Raw genomic sequence first — 14,449 nt, 5'->3', positions numbered from 1 at the left:
CTTGACGCCGCGGCCGCTGCGGCCGCCTCAGCCGTGGCCGGCGCGCCCCGACAGGTCCACCGACACGCCGAACAGCGCGCCGTAGCGCAGGCCGATGTAGGCGTGCTCTCGCATCAGCATCTCCACCCGCGCCGCCTCGCCGCGACGCAGCGCGTCGAGCACCAAATGGTGCTGTAGGTGGGCGAAGCGCAGCTTCTCGAACTCGCGGTCCAGCGCCTGCGGGTCGATGATGATGGAGTCGGCCGAGGCGAACGGCAGGTGGTTGTTGCGCGCGATCGCCTCGGCGATGACCGAGCTCGCGTCGGCGCCGACGATGGCGCTGTGGAAGCGGTCGTTGAGGTCGCTCCAGGTGGCGATGTCCTCCGGCAGCAGGCAGCCCTTGGCCAGCACCCGCTCGCCGTCCTCGATGCAGGACTGCAGCGCCGCGGCCACCTCGTCCGGCAGACCGCGTTCGGCCAGCCGCCGCGCGGCCAGCCCTTCGAGCACGCCGCGCACCTCCAGCGCGCACATCACGTCGTGCTCGGAGAAGGCGCGCACGACGAAGCCGCGCTTGCCCGCCTTCTGCAGCAGCCCTTCCTGCTCGAGCGTGCGGAAGGCCAACCGCACCGGCGTGCGCGACACGCCGAGCGCGACCGCCACGCTGTTCTCCGCCAGCCGCTCGCCGGCGCGGTAGCGGCCGTCGATGATCAGCCGCCGCAAGGCGGCGACGATGCTGGTGGTGCCGGGGCGCGGGCCGTCGGCGCCCTCCACGTCGGCATCGTCCTCGTCGTCGCCGTCGGCGCCCGCCAGGTCGCGGGCCGGCACGGTGGATGCTGGGTCCGGGCGTGCGGTGCTCACGGGGTCGGCGTCGTTAATGGATCCAACTGGAAGGTTTTTGGCGTCGACTTCTTGATCATCTGGCATGATTGGATCCATTAGTGCTGCCTGCAGGAGACATCTTATGTGGCCCCGCAACGCTTGGTACGTCGCGTGCACCCCCCAGGAAATCGATGAGAAGCCGCTCGGCCGCCGCATCTGCGGCGAGCGAATGGTGATCTACCGAGCCGCAGAAGGCCGCGTGGCCGCGCTCGAGGACTTCTGCCCCCCACCGCGGCGCGCCGCTGTCGCTGGGGTACGTCGACCAGGGCAACCTGGTCTGCGGCTACCACGGCCTGGCCATGGGCTGCGACGGCAAGACCGCAGCGATGCCGGGCCAGCGGGTGCGTGGCTTCCCGCCCATCCGCGCCTTCCCGGTGGTCGAGAAGTACGGCTTCGTCTGGGTCTGGCCGGGCGACCCGGCGCAGGCGGATCCGGCCAAGGTGCACCACCTGCACTGGGCCGACAACCCCGACTGGGCCTACGGCGGCGGCCTGTACCACATCCAGTGCGACTACCGCCTGATGGTCGACAACCTGATGGACCTGACGCACGAGACCTACGTGCACGCCACCAGCATCGGCCAGAAGGAGATCGACGAGACGCCCTGCACCACCAAGGTCGAGGGCGACGAGGTGATCACCAGCCGCTTCATGAGCGGCATCGAGGCGCCGCCCTTCTGGAAGATGGCGCTGCGCGGCAACCACCTGCCCGACGACCAGCCGGTCGACCGCTGGCAGATCTGCCGCTTCAGCCCGCCCAGCCACGTGATGATCGAGGTCGGCGTGGCGCTGATGGGCCATGGCGGCTACGACGCCCCGGAGGACAAGAAGGCCTCCAGCATCGTGGTCGACTTCATCACCCCCGAGACCGAGACCTCGATCTGGTACTTCTGGGGCATGGCCCGCCGCTTCCAGGCCCACGACAAGGCGCTCACGGCGCAGATCCGCGAGGGCCAGGGCAAGGTCTTCGCCGAGGACCAGGAGATGCTGGAGCGGCAGCAGAAGAACCTGCTCACCTGGCCCGACCGCCAGCTGCTGATGCTCAACATCGACGCCGGCGGCGTGCAGTCGCGCCGGGTGATCGAGCGGCTGATCGCGCAGGAGAAGGCGACCCCGGTGGCGCCGGCGGCCCCGCGCACGGCGGCCACGCCCGCCTGACGCCCAACGGGAGCGCGGGAGCGCTCCCGTGCCCCGGCCCGCGGGGGCGCTTCCGCCCCGGCCCGCGGCCTCAGGCCGGCGCGGCGCCCGGCACCGGCATCGGCGGCACCGCGGTGGCCCGCTCGGCCATCGCCGCGGCCAGCGCGTCCTCGGCGAGGAAGGCGGTGGCGCCGCACTCGGCGGACAGCCACTGCACTTCCTCCGTGCTGTGGGCCCGCACCAGGATCTCGATCGACGGGTTGAGCTGCCGCGCCGTCTCGATCATCTGCCGCACGCCCACCACGTCGGAGGTGGCGATGAGCAGCAGCCGGGCGCGCGCGATGTGCGCCTGGATCAGCACCGACGCCTCGGCGGCGTCACCCCACACCGCCGGCAGGCCCTCGGCGCGCAGCTGCTCCACCCGCTCACGGTGGCGCTCGGCGACGACGAAGGGCACCTTGGCCGCCTGCAGCGCGGCGGTGATGCGCTTGCCCACCCGCCCATGGCCGACCACCACCACCTGGCGCGACAGGTACTGCGCCTCGGTGGCCGGCGGCAGCTCCGACAGCGGGTCGTCGCGCTGAGCCAGCCGGCGCGCCAGCGCCGAGCGCGTCTGCAGCCAGGTCTGCAGCGGCCGCGCCGCGCGGAAGGCCCACGGGTTGACGGCGATCGAGATCAGCGCGCCGGCGACGATCAGGCTCTGCCCCTCGGGCGGCAGCAGCCCGAGCGCGACCCCCATCGCGGCCAGGATGAAGGAGAACTCGCCGATCTGCGCCAGGCTGGCCGACACGGTCAGCGCCGTGCCCGGCGGGTAGCGCAGCAGCAGCACCACCGCCATCGCCGCGATGCTCTTGCCCAGCACGATGACGGCCACCACCGCCAGCACCTTCAGCGGCTCGTCGACCAGCACCCGCGGCTCGAACAGCATGCCGACGGAGACGAAGAACAGCACCGCGAAGGCGTCGCGCAGCGGCAGCGATTCGTCGGCCGCGCGGTGGCTGAACTCCGACTCGCGCAGCACCATGCCGGCGAAGAACGCACCGAGCGCGAACGACACGCCGAACAGCGCCGTCGCCCCGTAGGCGATGGACAGCGCCGCGGCCACCACGCACAGCGTGAACAGCTCGCGCGAGCCGGTGCGCGTCACCTGCCACAGCAGCCAGGGCAGCACCCGGCGGCCGGCCACCAGCATCACCACGACGAAGGCCACCACCTGCGCCAGCGTCTTGGCCAGCGTCCAGCCCAGGCTGCCGCCGGCGTGGCCGTCGGTCTTGCCGCCGAGCACGCCCGACAGCGCCGGCAGCAGCACCAGCACCAGCACCATGGCCAGGTCCTCCACCACCAGCCAGCCGATGGCGATGCGGCCGTTGCCGGTCTCGGTCAGGCCCTGCGCGTCCAGCGCCTTGAGCAGCACCACGGTGCTGGCCACCGACAGCGCCAGCCCGAAGACCAGCCCGGCGCCGACGCTCCAGCCCCACCACTGCGCCAGGCCGAAGCCCATGGCGGTGGCCACCGCGATCTGCACGACGGCACCCGGCAGCGCGATGCGACGCACCGCCAGCAGGTCGTCGAGTGAGAAGTGCAGGCCGACGCCGAACATCAGCAGCATGACGCCGACCTCGGCCAGCTGGCCGGCCAGGCCGACGTCGGCGACGAAGCCCGGCGTGCCGGGGCCGATGGCCACGCCGGCCAGCAGGTAGCCGACCAGCGCCGGCAGCTTGAGCCGCACGGCGATGACGCCGAGCAGCAGGGCGAGGCCGAAACCGACCGCCAGGGTGGTGATGAGGCTGATGTCGTGGTGCATGGACGGTGGTGTGCGTGTCAGGCCGGGCGCTGCGGGATCTCGAGTCCGCGCTGCACCGCGGGCCGTTCGAGGAAGGCCGTCAGCACGCGCCGCACCTGCTTGAAGTCGTCGAAGCCGACCAGTTCCCCGGCGCCGTAGAAGCCGGCCAGGTTGCGGATCCAGGGGAAGGTGGCGATGTCGGCGATCGAATACGCCTTGCCGAGGATCCAGTCCTTGCCCTTCAGGTGCCCGTCGAGCACGCCGAGCAGCCGCCGCGACTCGGCGACGTAGCGGTCGCGCGGCCGCTTGTCCTCGTAGTCCTTGCCGGCGAACTTATGGAAGAAGCCCACCTGGCCGAACATCGGCCCGATGCCGCCCATCTGGAACATCACCCACTGCAGGCACTGGTAGCGGCCGGCGGTGTCGGCGGGCATCAGCTGCCCCGTCTTGCCCGCCAGGTAGACCAGGATGGCGCCCGATTCGAACAGCGTGAACGGCCGGCCGTCCGGCCCCTGCGGGTCGAGGATGGCCGGGATCTTGTTGTTCGGGTTCAGCGACAGGAACTCCGGCGTCATCTGGTCGTCGCGGTCGAAGCGCACCAGGTGCGGCTCGTAGGGCAGGCCGGTCTCCTCCAGCGCGATCGACACCTTCACGCCGTTGGGCGTGGGCAGCGAATACAGCTGCAGCCGGTCGGGGTGGCGGGCCGGCCACTTGCGGGTGATGGGGAAGGCGGACAGGTCGGTCATGGCGTGAAGGGGAACGGAACTCGGCGGGCGATTGTGGGGCGGCGGAACAACGCTTGCCCAAGGGAGGGGCAGATCGAAAGGAGTGCCCATGCCCAAGAAGCAGGACGGGGTCGCGCTGCCCGGCACGCTGGCGCGGTCGCCGGCGCCGGCCCAGCGCACCTACGCCAAGACGCTGCGCAGCGCCGAGCAGACCTACGGCCCCGGCGAACGCGCCAGCCGCACCGCCTATGCCTCGCTGAAGCACGGCTTCGAGAAGGTGGGCGACCACTGGGAGCCGAAGTCCCGCAAGGGCCCGTCGGACGCGCAGGCCGCGCGGTCGGGCGAGGCGGCCCGGCGGTCCGACCGGTCCACCGCCGGCGGCGTCGACGAGCGGGGCCACAGCCGCGATGCGCTGTACGAGCGCGCCCGCACGCTGGGCATCCGCGGCCGCTCGACGATGACCAAGGCAGAGCTGGCCCGCGCCATCGCGCGCCGGCAGGACTGACGCCCTGCGGCCCGGGCGCATGCAAGGCCTCGCGCTGCTGCGCGCCACCACCGCCGTGGCGGTGCTGGTGCTGGCCGGTGCCGGCGCGCTCACCGTGTCCGCAGTGCGCGTGCAGGGCGCCACCGCCGGCTGGGTGGCGCACACGCACGAGGCCATCGCCCGGCTGGGCGACCTGTCCGCCGCCCTGAACAGCGCGGAGAGCGCCCAGCGCGCCTACCTGCTCACCGGCGAATTCGACTTCGCCGACGACTATGCGCAGGCCCGTGCGCTGGCCGAGGTCGAGCTGCAGGCCATCGGCGAGTTCACCCGCGACAACCTGGGGCAGCAGCAGCGCCTGCCGCAACTTCGCCAGGCGCTGGCGCAGCGCTTCGACGGCATGGACGAGGGCCGCCGGCTGCGCGATGCCGGCCGAGTGGACGAGGCCATGGTGCGGGTGGCGACCCGCGGCCGGGCCGAGTCGATGGCGCTTCGCGAACAGCTGGTGGCCATGCGCCATGCCGAGGACAGCCTGCTGCAGGACCGGCTGCGCAGCGCCCGCCGCGCCGGCGCCCAGGGCACGGCGGCCGCGGCCGGCACCGCCCTGCTGGCGCTCGGCCTGCTGCTCGGGCTGAACCGCAGCGCCACCCGCCATGCCCGCCAGTTGTCGGCCGAGCGCGACGAGCTGCACCGCTCGCGCCAGGCGCTGCAGGTGCAGGCCGAGGCGCTGCGCGACGCCAACGACCAGCTGCGCCGCTCCGCCGAGCTGCTGGAACGGCGGGTGGCCGAGCGCACCGCCGAGCTGGCCGACGCCAACGCCGAGCTGGAGGACTTCGCGCGCACGGTGGCGCACGACCTGCGGGCGCCCCTGCGCAACATCGAGGGCTTCGCCGGCGCCCTGCTGGAGGACGAGCAGGCGCGCCTGAGCGACGCCGGCCGCGACTTCGCGCAGCGGCTGGCCGCCAGCGCGGCCCGGCTGGACCGGCTGGTCACCGACCTGCTGGCCTACAGCCGCACCGCCCGCACCGCGCTGCGGCTGGAGCCGGTGGCGGTGCAGCCGCTGCTGGAGTCGGTGCTGCAGGACCTGCGCGCCGAGCTGCAGCGCAGCGGCGGCGAGGTGCAGGTCGAGCCGCCGCTGCCGGTGGTGTGGGCGCACCCGCCGACGCTCGGCCAGGTGCTGGCCAACCTGCTGGCCAACGCGGTCAAGTTCGTCGCCCCCGGCGTGCGGCCGCAGGTGCGGGTGAGCGGCCGGCGCGAGGGCGATGGCGTGGCGCTCAGCGTGCAGGACAACGGCATCGGCATCGACCCCGCCCAGCACGAACGGGTGTTCGCCGTCTTCGAGCGGCTGCACGGCCAGGAGCAGTACGCCGGCACCGGCATCGGCCTGGCCATCGTGCGCAAGGCGGTGGAGCGCATGGGCGGCCAGGTGCGGCTGGACAGCCGGCCCGGCGCCGGCAGCCGCTTCGAGGTCTGGCTGCGCGCCGCGCCGCAGGAGGGCCGCGGGTGAGCGCCGTGCCGTCGCCGCGCCCGCCCACGCTGCTGGTGGTCGAGGACAACCCGGACGACCTGCTGCTGCTGCGGCGCGCGCTGCAGCGCTCGGCCGTCGGCACGCAGCTGCAGGCGCTGGCCGACGGCGAGGCCGCCTGCGCCTACCTGGATGGCCGCGGCGACTATGCCGACCGCCAGCGCTTCCCGCTGCCGCGGCTGCTGCTGCTCGACTGGAAGCTGCCGCGACGCAGCGGCCGCGAGGTGCTGCAATGGCTGCGCGGCGAGCCGGCGCTGACCGGCCTGGCCGTCGTCGTGATGAGCAGTTCCGGCGAGGCGGAGGACGTGGTCGCCGCGCTGGCCGCCGGCGCCAACGCCTACGTGCAGAAGCCGGGCGGCAGCCAGGCGCTGCAGGCCATGGTCGACGCCACGCTCGGCTTCTGGCTGCGGCAGCACCGGGCCCTCGTCGGTTGACCGCCATGACGCTGCGCCTGCTGCTGATCGACGACAACCCCGACGACCGGGCGCTGGCGCTGCGCGAGGTGCGCCGCGTGCTGGGTGAGGTCACGGCCGACGAGGTGGGCCGGCCCGGCGAGCTGGACGTCCTGCTGGCGGCGGGCCGCGACTGGGACGTGGCGGTGACCGACTACCAGCTGCACTGGTCGACCGGGCTCGACGTGTTCCGCCGGCTGCGGGCCGAGCGGCCGGCGCTGCCGGTGATGCTGTTCACCGCCAGCGGCAGCGAGGCGGTGGCCGCCGAGGCGCTGCGCGAAGGCGTGGACGACTACCTCATCAAGGGCCCGCGCCACTATGCCCGCGTGCCCTATGCGGTGCGGGCGGCCCTCGAGCGGCGCGACCGGCGGCGCGACGCCGCGCTCGCCGCCGCCGCCCTGCAGCGCAGCGAGGCCCTGCTGAAGCTGGCGACGCAGTCGGCCTCGATGGACGTCTGGGAGCTCGACCTCGCGCGCCAGCGGCTGACGGTGCACGGCGGCGCCTCGGGGCTGTTCGCCGGCCGGCGGCGGCTCGACGTCGGCTGGCTGCTGCGGCAGGCGCCGGCCGACGACGCGGCCCGCCTGCGCTCGCACGTGCAGGCGGTGGCCAGCGGCGTCGCCCGCTTCGACGAGGACTTCCGCCTGCAGGGGCCGCAAGGCCTGCGCTGGCTGCGCGTCGCCGGCATCCCGGACGGCGGCGGACGGGTGGTCGGCGTGGTCGAGGACATCACCGCGCGCAAGCAGGCCGAGGCCCGGCTGCGGCAGGCCGACCGGCAGAAGGACCAGTTCATCGCCACCCTCGGCCACGAGCTGCGCAACCCGCTGGCGCCCATCCGCTACGCCGCCCGGCTGCTCGACGACCGGGCCGCGCCGACGGTCGTCGCCTCGGCGCGCGGCGTCATCGAACGGCAGGTGGCGGCCATGGGCGCGCTGCTCGACCAGCTGCTCGACCTGGGCCACATCGGCAGCGGCCGCATCGAGCTGCGGCCGGCGCCCACCGACCTGCTGGCGCTGGTGCGCCATGCGGTGGACGACCTGCAGCCGCTGGCCCGCTCGCGGGGGCTGCAGCTGCGGCTGGGCGCCGGGTCCGCGCCGGTCACCGTCCACGGCGATCCGCTGCGGCTGAAGCAGGTCATCGACAACCTGCTGCACAACGCGTTGAAGTTCACCCCCGCCGGCGGCCGCGTCGACGCCGGCGCGGCGCGGCTGCGCGAGGCCCCGGGCTGGGCCGGCCTGTGGGTGGTCGACGACGGCCCCGGCATCCCGCCCGCGATGCTCAGCGACGTCTTTGAGCCCTTCGTGCAGGTGCAGGCCGGGCCGACGGCCCACACCCCCGGCGGGCTGGGCATCGGGCTGGCGGTGGTGCGCCAGCTGGTGCAGCTGCACGGCGGCACGGCGCGCGCCTTCAGCCGGGGCGAGGGCCAGGGCACCCGGGTCGAGGTGCGGCTGCCGGTGCTCGGGGAGCCCGACCACGGGGGTCACCGGCCACCGAAGCGTCGCCGGTGCCGCCGGCGGCGGGTCCGGGCCTGAAGGTGCTGGTCGCCGACGACCAGCCCGACGCCGCCGACAGCCTGGCGCTGGTGCTCGGCCTGGAGGGCCACACCGTGCGCACCGCCAGCGACGGCCGCCTGGCGCAGGCGGTGGCGGCCGAGTGGCGGCCGCAGGTGATGGTGCTGGACATCGGCATGCCGGGCGCCACCGGCGAGGAAGTCGCCCGCTGGACGCGGCGGCAGCCCTGGGGCGCCGCGGTGCGCCTCGTCGCCGTCACCGGCTGGGGCCGGCCGGAGGACCGTGAGCGGCTGCGGCTGGCGGGCTTCGACGAACACCTCGTCAAGCCGGTCGACGTGGCCGCCCTGCTGGCGGCGCTGGGCCCGGGCTGACGCGGCCGGGCAGGGACGTCGTCCGTTCAGGCCAGGCCGGCCGACACGCCGCGTCGGCGCAGCAGCAGCTGCGGCAGCCGCCGCCAGCCGCCGGCCGACGGCCGCGCCGCCCGGCCCGACCCCTGCGACGGTTCGCCGTCCAGCGGCGCCCGGAAGCAGCCGGACGCGATGTCCTGCCGCAGGTCGTGCCGCCACTGGGCGCCGCCGACGTAGAGCCGCTCCTGTGCGCCGAGCCGGCGGATGACGATGGTGGGGTCGAACAGCGGCTCGGTCTGCGCCACCTCGACCTCGAACAGGGCCAGGTCCAGGCCTTCCAGCACCAGCGCCTGCTCGACGGCGCGCTGCAGCAGCTGGTGGGTGAGCGTGTGGTGGTGGTCCATGGTCGGCCCCTGTTCGTGTCCCTGAGTCCACGAATGGTGACCGGGCCGACCCCCTGGCCGCTACACCCAAAAAGGGTTGTCCCCCCAACGGGGGAGGCCGCCGTGGCGCGCGGCCCACAGGCCGCCGAGCGCCGTCCGCCCAGGCCGCCCCGGCTGGCGCCCCGATGGCGCCCGCGTGGTCGTCAGCGCGGCGCGGCGGCCGCCCCCAGCCAGCCGAGCAGCGCGCGGCCGACGTCGTCCTGCGGCGTGCCGACGCTGAGCACCGTGGACACGTGGTTGTGCCCGGCGTGCTGCAGCAGCGGCGGGCAGTGGCCGTCCAGCGCCGTCAGCCGGTCGGCCAGCTGCAGCGTCTGCCGCGCCATGTCGGGCGGGTCGAACTCGGCCACGCTCAGCAGCACCGGCGCGTGCCCCGGGCGGGCCCCGCGCAGCGGCGAGCGCGCCGGCCAGGCGGCGTCGTCGTCGCCGTAGTAGGCCAGCGGCCCCGGCCGCAACGGCGCCTGCGGGTCGTACAGGCCGCTCATCAGCAGCGCCGCCCGCAGCCGCGACGCCGCGCCCGCGAAGCGGGGATCGAACACCACGCCGGCCAGGTGCGCCGCGCCGGCGGACTGGCCCCAGGCCACCAGCCCCGCCGCCGGCCCGCTCGCCCCGGTCGGCCCGAGCTCGGCGTGGCCGGGCTGCAGCAGCCAGTCGATCGCCCGCGCCACGTCCTCGCTGCCGGCGGGCCAGGCGTGGGCGGGGGCGAGCCGGTAGTTCATCACCGCCACCTGCCAGCCGCGGGCCGCGAAGTAGGCGCCGACGTTGCCGTAGACCCCGTCCCCGCCGTCCTTGTCGCCGCCGGTGAAGCCGCCGCCGGGCACGTACAGCAGCAGCGGCGCCGGCGCGCCGCCGGCCGGCCGGTACAGGTCCAGCCGCTGCCGGGGGTCGGGGCCGTAGGCCAGGTCGCGGCGCAGGGCCACACCCGCCGGCACGGCCTGGCGGAAGGGGGCGTACAGCGCCTTGGTCGCCTGCAGCACCTCGTCGTCGAAACGCGCCCCCAGGCCGCGCACCGCCACCTGCACGGCGGCGATGTCGGGCGCCGGGGCGTCGGCGGGGCGCGGGTTCACCATGGTGGACTCATGTGGTGGTGGCGAAGTCGTAGGGCTTGCTCACCAGCCGGGTCGACAGCAGCAGCGCCTGGCGCTGCAGCTCGACGTCGTCGTTGAGCTGCCGCAGCCGCGCGATGTCGGCCTCGCGGCGCGCGGGGTCGGCCTCCATCAGGCGGCGCTTGTTCTCGCTGGCGGTGGGCGAGGTGATGTTGACGAAGATGTCGCGCCGTTCGCGGGCATAGGCGTCCAGCGCCGCCTCCGGCGCGCGGCCATGCACCACCGCCGCGAGCGCGTCGCCGAGGTGCACCGCGTCGAGCAGGCCGCTGGTCAGCCCCAGCCCGCCGCAGGGGTTGGTGATGTGCGCCGCGTCGCCGGCCAGCAGCACGCGGCCGACGCGCATGCGGTCGACCACCCGCTGGTGCACCCGGTAGGGCGCGATGCGGTCGATCGGCACGTGGCCGTCGCCGCCCGGCAGCAGGCGGGCCAGCCGTTCGGGCGCGCGCTCGGCCACCTGCGCCTCGGTGAGCGCCGGGTCCTCGCCGTAGGTCACGCGCCAGCCGCTGTGCTTGTCGAGGATGGGGATGATCGACCAGTCCACCGGGTCGAGCACGAAGTTGGCCCGGGCGTAGCCGTGGCGCTCGAAGTCGTGGTGCAGGTTGACGGCGACGAAGCGCTCGGGCCAGGTGATGCCCTTGCACTCGAGGCCCAGCGCGTCGCGCACGCCGCTGCGCGCGCCGTCGGCGCCGACCAGCCAGCGGGTGCGCAGCGTCTGCGGCCCGGCGGGCGTGTCCACCGCGACCTCGACGCGGTCGTCGCGCTGGGTGATGGCGGTGACGGTGTGGTGCCAGCGCACCCGTGCATGGCCGGTGCGCAGCAGGTGGCGCAGCACGATGTCGGCCAGCCGGTCCTGTCCCAGGTGCAGGTTGTAGGGGTGGTCGGTGTCGCCGGCGATGACCGACATGTCCATGCGCGCCAGCACCGTGCCGTCGGCCAGGCGGAACTGGTAGTCCTGCTTGAGCATGCCCTGCTCGCGCGCGTCGTCGAGCAGGCCCAGCCGCGCCAGCGCCTGCACCGTCGACGAGTGGTAGACGATGGCGCGCGGCGACCGCAGGATGTCGGCCTGCGCTTCCAGCAGCGTCACGTGGATGCCGGCGCGGGCGAGGATGAGCGCGGTCAGCAGGCCCACCGGCCCGCCGCCGACCACGGCGACGCCGTCGAGGTCTTCGGTCATGTCGAACTGCGGTGCGAAGGGGTCAGCTGTCGGCGGAGAAGCCGATGGAGCGCACGATCGGGCCCCAGCGTTCCGTCTCCGCCTGGATGCGGGCCTGCAGTTCGGCCGGGGTGGAAGAGGCCGGCTCCAGCGCCATCAGCGAGACGGCCTGCGCCAGTTCCGGCGAGGCCAGCGCCGTGACCAGCGCGGTGTTGAGCCGGCGCACCACCTCCGGCCGCGCGCCGGGCGGCAGGTAGATGGCGTACCACTCGCCGAAGACGATGTCCTTGAAGCCCTGCTCGGCGTAAGTGGGCACGTCGGGCGCGAAGCGGCTGCGCTGCGCGCCCGAGACGCCGAGGAAGCGCACCCGGCCGCTGGACATCTGCGCGTTGATGTCGCCGATGAGGCCGGACACCGCCGCCAGCTGCCCGCCGATCAGGTCCATCATCGCCGGCCCGGTGCCGCGGTAGCCCACGTGGGTGAGCTGGGCGTCGGCCGCGCGGCCGAGCAGCACGCCGATGAAGTGCGGCACCGAGCCCGCGGCCGGCGACGCGAAGTTCGCCTTCTCCGGGTTGGCCTTGGCCCAGGCCAGGAAGTCGCGCAGGTTGCGCACCGACGCCGGCACCGCCGGCCCGACGCAGAAGCCGAACTCGAAGGTGGTCGACAGCGACACCGGCGTCAGGTCGGCCACCGGGTCGTAGCCCAGGTTCTTGTAGGTGTGCGGGTAGATGCACAGCATCGACATCGGCGACAGCAGCATCGCGCTGCCGTCGGGCGGCAGCGTCTTCATCGCCTGCACCGCCAGCTTGGCGCCGGCGCCGGTCCGGTTCTCCACCAGCACCGACTTGGCGTAACCCGGCTGCAGCCGTTCGGCCAGCCGGCGGCACATGGTGTCGGCGGTGCCGCCGGCGGGAAAGCCGACGACGATGCGGGCGCTGTCGCCCGCCTGGGCGACGCTGCGGTGGGCGGGGCCCAGCAGCGCGGCGCCGGCGGCGCCCTGCAGCAGCAGGCGGCGGTCGAGGGTCATGTCGTCTCCTTGAACGCCTCGTGCGGGCGCGTCGTCCGAGTGTTCAGGCGATTGAACGATCGGTCAATAGGCGAACCGAGCGGACAGCGTGGCCCCCGCGCACTACCATGCCACCGGCTTCGAGGGCACGGGACGATGGACCAGACACAGCCGCCGCGGGCGGCGGCGCAGGCGGGCGGCGGCAGCGTGGCGGACGGCGGCCGGCCGTGGGGCGGGCGCATCGTCAGCCCGCAGGCGCAGCGCGAGCTGAAGGAGGAGGCGGTGCTCGAATGCGCCGCCCTCTGGTTCCTGCGCCACGGCTTCCACGGCGCCTCGCTGTCCGACATCGCGCGCGACCTCGGCCTCACCAAGCCCGCGCTCTACCACTACGCCCGCAACAAGGAAGAGCTGCTCTACAAGCTGCACGTGCGCTCGCTGATGGCGGCCAAGCGGGCCCGCGACGAGGCCGTCGGCACCCCCGGCACCGGGCTGGACCGGCTGGCCCGGCTGGTCCGCAACGTGGTGATGATCATGACCGGCTCGCCGGTGCAGACCTTCATGGCGATGGAGCCCGGCACGCTGACGCCTCAGCACGCGCAGGAGGTGGCGCAGGCGCTGCACTGGCTGTCGCACGACCTGCGCGCCCTGGTGGCCGCCGGCGTGGCCGACGGCTCGATCACCGCCTGCGACCCCAAGCTCACCACCTTCATCATCATCGGCGCGCAGAACTGGGTGGCGCGCTGGTACCGCGCCGGCGGCGAGTGGGACCGCGAGCACATCGCCGACGCCTACGCCGACATGGTGCGGCGCATGCTGCGGCCCGACCCGGCCGGCTGACCGCGAAGCGTCGCCGCGACCGGCGGCGCGACGGGCATGGCGACTGGCATGGGCCTTGCGCCCCGCCGGCCCATGCCGACGTCCACCTCCCGGGCCCGGGCCGCCGCCTCGGCCTCGCCCTCGCCCGACACCACGCCCGGCGCGCCCGTGCGCGCCCGCCCGCCGGTGCTGCTGACCACGCTCGACGCCGTGGCCCGCAGCGGCTCCATCCGCAAGGCGGCCGAGCAGCTGCACATCGCCTCCACCGCACTCAACCGCCGCATCCTGCAGCTCGAGGCCGAGCTCGGCACGCCGCTGTTCGAGCGGCTGCCGTCCGGCGTGCGGCTCACCGCCGCCGGCGAGATCTTCATGGGCTACGTGCGGGCCAGCCTGTCGCACCTGGACGCGGCCACCTCGCAGATCGAGCAGCTGCGCGGCCTGGTGCGCGGCGAGGTCAGCATCGCCGCGGCCGAGTCGGTGACGGTGGACCTGCTGCCGCGCGCCATCGCCGCCTTCCAGCAGCGCCACCCGGGGGTGCGCTTCCGCGTGCGCTCCGGCGGCACCGAATCGCTGGTGCGCGCGCTGATGGACGACGAGGTGGAGCTGGCGCTGGCGCACGACCCGCCGGCGCTCGACGGGCTGCAGGCGCTGGCGTCGCTGCCGCAGCGGCTGTGCGCGGTGCTGCGGCGCGACCACCCGCTGGCCGACCGCAAGCAGCTGCGCCTGTCGGACTGCGCCGGCTTTCCCGTCGCCGTCGGCGACGAGTCCTTCCGCGGCCGGCGCCTCATCGACCAGGCCCTGCAGTCGGGCCGGCTGAAGCTCAACGTGGCGCTGGTCGCGTCGTCGGTGCAGACCATGACGGCCTACACCCGGGAGGCCGGCGTCGTCAGCTTCCAGTTCGAGGTCGGCCTGACCAAGGACGCGCGCGACGGCGGGCTGGTGGTGGTGCCGCTCACCGACCGCGCGCTGGCCCACAACCGCCTGGTGCTGGCCGCGCGCAAGGGCCGCGCGCTGTCGACCGCGGCGCTGCGCTTCGCCGAGGCGCTGCGCCAGCGGCTGAAGGACACCGAGGCGGGGCGCCCGGGGTGAGCGCATTTCGGCACCACCGGTGTG

At 74.5% G+C, this 14,449-nt stretch carries 14 protein-coding genes and 1 pseudogene; 8 read left to right on the top strand and 7 right to left on the bottom strand.

The window, feature by feature from the left end:
* Positions 1-27 precede the first annotated feature (27 nt).
* Positions 28-837 carry a GntR family transcriptional regulator gene (locus LRS07_RS01100; RefSeq protein WP_260500205.1) on the bottom strand — a complete coding sequence of 270 codons (810 nt, stop codon included), beginning with the start codon at positions 835-837 and terminating at the stop codon, positions 28-30.
* A gap of 103 nt (positions 838-940) precedes the next feature.
* Here LRS07_RS01100 and LRS07_RS01095 point away from each other — a divergent pair.
* A pseudogene (locus LRS07_RS01095) lies at positions 941-2,015 on the top strand (Rieske 2Fe-2S domain-containing protein).
* Positions 2,016-2,085: 70 nt separating this feature from the next.
* On the opposite strand, the gene LRS07_RS01090 reads toward LRS07_RS01095, so the two are convergent.
* Entirely contained in the window at positions 2,086-3,798 is a 1,713-nt protein-coding gene (locus LRS07_RS01090) for a cation:proton antiporter (protein ID WP_260500204.1), read from the bottom strand.
* Positions 3,799-3,815: 17 nt separating this feature from the next.
* Positions 3,816-4,523, bottom strand: coding sequence for a glutathione S-transferase N-terminal domain-containing protein (locus tag LRS07_RS01085; protein WP_260500203.1), 708 nt, complete (start codon positions 4,521-4,523; stop codon positions 3,816-3,818).
* Between the two features lie 88 nt (positions 4,524-4,611).
* Between LRS07_RS01085 and LRS07_RS01080 the strand changes: the two genes are divergently transcribed.
* Genes LRS07_RS01080 through LRS07_RS01060 form a run of 5 tightly spaced genes read left to right on the top strand, consistent with a single transcriptional unit; the run spans position 4,612 to position 8,839 of the window.
* Positions 4,612-5,007: a ChaB family protein gene (locus LRS07_RS01080; RefSeq protein WP_260500202.1), complete on the top strand. Its 396-nt coding sequence runs from the start codon at positions 4,612-4,614 to the stop codon at positions 5,005-5,007.
* A gap of 19 nt (positions 5,008-5,026) precedes the next feature.
* Positions 5,027-6,490, top strand: coding sequence for a sensor histidine kinase (locus LRS07_RS01075; RefSeq protein WP_260500201.1), 1,464 nt, complete (start codon positions 5,027-5,029; stop codon positions 6,488-6,490).
* The gene (locus LRS07_RS01070) at positions 6,487-6,942 is read left to right on the top strand and encodes a response regulator (RefSeq protein WP_260500200.1); all 456 of its coding nucleotides are present in this window, start codon (positions 6,487-6,489) and stop codon (positions 6,940-6,942) included. The genes LRS07_RS01075 and LRS07_RS01070 overlap by 4 nt, the downstream gene beginning before the upstream one ends.
* Before the next feature lie 5 nt (positions 6,943-6,947).
* Positions 6,948-8,489 (top strand): sensor histidine kinase, encoded by a 1,542-nt coding sequence (locus LRS07_RS01065; protein ID WP_260500199.1) that lies wholly within the window; start codon positions 6,948-6,950, stop codon positions 8,487-8,489.
* Entirely contained in the window at positions 8,462-8,839 is a 378-nt protein-coding gene (locus tag LRS07_RS01060) for a response regulator (protein ID WP_260500198.1), read from the top strand. Before LRS07_RS01065 ends, LRS07_RS01060 begins: the two co-directional genes overlap by 28 nt.
* A 26-nt stretch (positions 8,840-8,865) precedes the next feature.
* Here LRS07_RS01060 and LRS07_RS01055 read toward each other — a convergent pair whose 3' ends face one another.
* The 4 genes from LRS07_RS01055 to LRS07_RS01040 form a co-directional block, all read right to left on the bottom strand.
* Positions 8,866-9,219 (bottom strand): hypothetical protein, encoded by a 354-nt coding sequence (locus tag LRS07_RS01055; protein WP_260500197.1) that lies wholly within the window; start codon positions 9,217-9,219, stop codon positions 8,866-8,868.
* A 182-nt stretch (positions 9,220-9,401) separates the two neighbouring features.
* Entirely contained in the window at positions 9,402-10,325 is a 924-nt protein-coding gene (locus LRS07_RS01050) for an alpha/beta hydrolase (RefSeq protein ID WP_260500196.1), read from the bottom strand.
* A 7-nt stretch (positions 10,326-10,332) separates the two neighbouring features.
* Positions 10,333-11,535 (bottom strand): FAD-dependent oxidoreductase, encoded by a 1,203-nt coding sequence (locus tag LRS07_RS01045; protein ID WP_260500195.1) that lies wholly within the window; start codon positions 11,533-11,535, stop codon positions 10,333-10,335.
* Positions 11,536-11,557: 22 nt separating this feature from the next.
* The gene (locus LRS07_RS01040) at positions 11,558-12,541 is read right to left on the bottom strand and encodes a Bug family tripartite tricarboxylate transporter substrate binding protein (protein WP_260500194.1); all 984 of its coding nucleotides are present in this window, start codon (positions 12,539-12,541) and stop codon (positions 11,558-11,560) included.
* A gap of 135 nt (positions 12,542-12,676) precedes the next feature.
* Between LRS07_RS01040 and LRS07_RS01035 the strand changes: the two genes are divergently transcribed.
* Both LRS07_RS01035 and LRS07_RS01030 read left to right on the top strand, forming a co-directional pair.
* Positions 12,677-13,357 (top strand): TetR/AcrR family transcriptional regulator, encoded by a 681-nt coding sequence (locus LRS07_RS01035; protein ID WP_260500193.1) that lies wholly within the window; start codon positions 12,677-12,679, stop codon positions 13,355-13,357.
* A 72-nt stretch (positions 13,358-13,429) separates the two neighbouring features.
* Positions 13,430-14,425, top strand: coding sequence for a LysR family transcriptional regulator (locus tag LRS07_RS01030; protein WP_260500192.1), 996 nt, complete (start codon positions 13,430-13,432; stop codon positions 14,423-14,425).
* The last annotated feature ends 24 nt before the right edge of the window (positions 14,426-14,449 follow it).

This window comes from Aquabacterium sp. J223 (assembly GCF_024666615.1).
Lineage (GTDB): Bacteria > Pseudomonadota > Gammaproteobacteria > Burkholderiales > Burkholderiaceae_C > J223.
This window is presented reverse-complemented; position numbering and strand designations above follow the sequence as displayed.

What these genes read in the sequence shown, in the direction of transcription:
- LRS07_RS01080 (WP_260500202.1), top strand. Translation starts at nt 4,612, where the DNA reads ATGCCCAAGAAGCAGGACGGGGTCGCGCTGCCCGGCACGCTGGCGCGG.
- LRS07_RS01035 (WP_260500193.1), top strand. Translation starts at nt 12,677, where the DNA reads ATGGACCAGACACAGCCGCCGCGGGCGGCGGCGCAGGCGGGCGGCGGC.
- LRS07_RS01065 (WP_260500199.1), top strand. Translation starts at nt 6,948, where the DNA reads ATGACGCTGCGCCTGCTGCTGATCGACGACAACCCCGACGACCGGGCG.
- LRS07_RS01045 (WP_260500195.1), bottom strand. Translation starts at nt 11,535, where the DNA reads ATGACCGAAGACCTCGACGGCGTCGCCGTGGTCGGCGGCGGGCCGGTG.
- LRS07_RS01090 (WP_260500204.1), bottom strand. Translation starts at nt 3,798, where the DNA reads ATGCACCACGACATCAGCCTCATCACCACCCTGGCGGTCGGTTTCGGC.
- LRS07_RS01055 (WP_260500197.1), bottom strand. Translation starts at nt 9,219, where the DNA reads ATGGACCACCACCACACGCTCACCCACCAGCTGCTGCAGCGCGCCGTC.
- LRS07_RS01085 (WP_260500203.1), bottom strand. Translation starts at nt 4,523, where the DNA reads ATGACCGACCTGTCCGCCTTCCCCATCACCCGCAAGTGGCCGGCCCGC.
- LRS07_RS01030 (WP_260500192.1), top strand. Translation starts at nt 13,430, where the DNA reads ATGCCGACGTCCACCTCCCGGGCCCGGGCCGCCGCCTCGGCCTCGCCC.
- LRS07_RS01075 (WP_260500201.1), top strand. Translation starts at nt 5,027, where the DNA reads ATGCAAGGCCTCGCGCTGCTGCGCGCCACCACCGCCGTGGCGGTGCTG.
- LRS07_RS01040 (WP_260500194.1), bottom strand. Translation starts at nt 12,541, where the DNA reads ATGACCCTCGACCGCCGCCTGCTGCTGCAGGGCGCCGCCGGCGCCGCG.
- LRS07_RS01050 (WP_260500196.1), bottom strand. Translation starts at nt 10,325, where the DNA reads ATGGTGAACCCGCGCCCCGCCGACGCCCCGGCGCCCGACATCGCCGCC.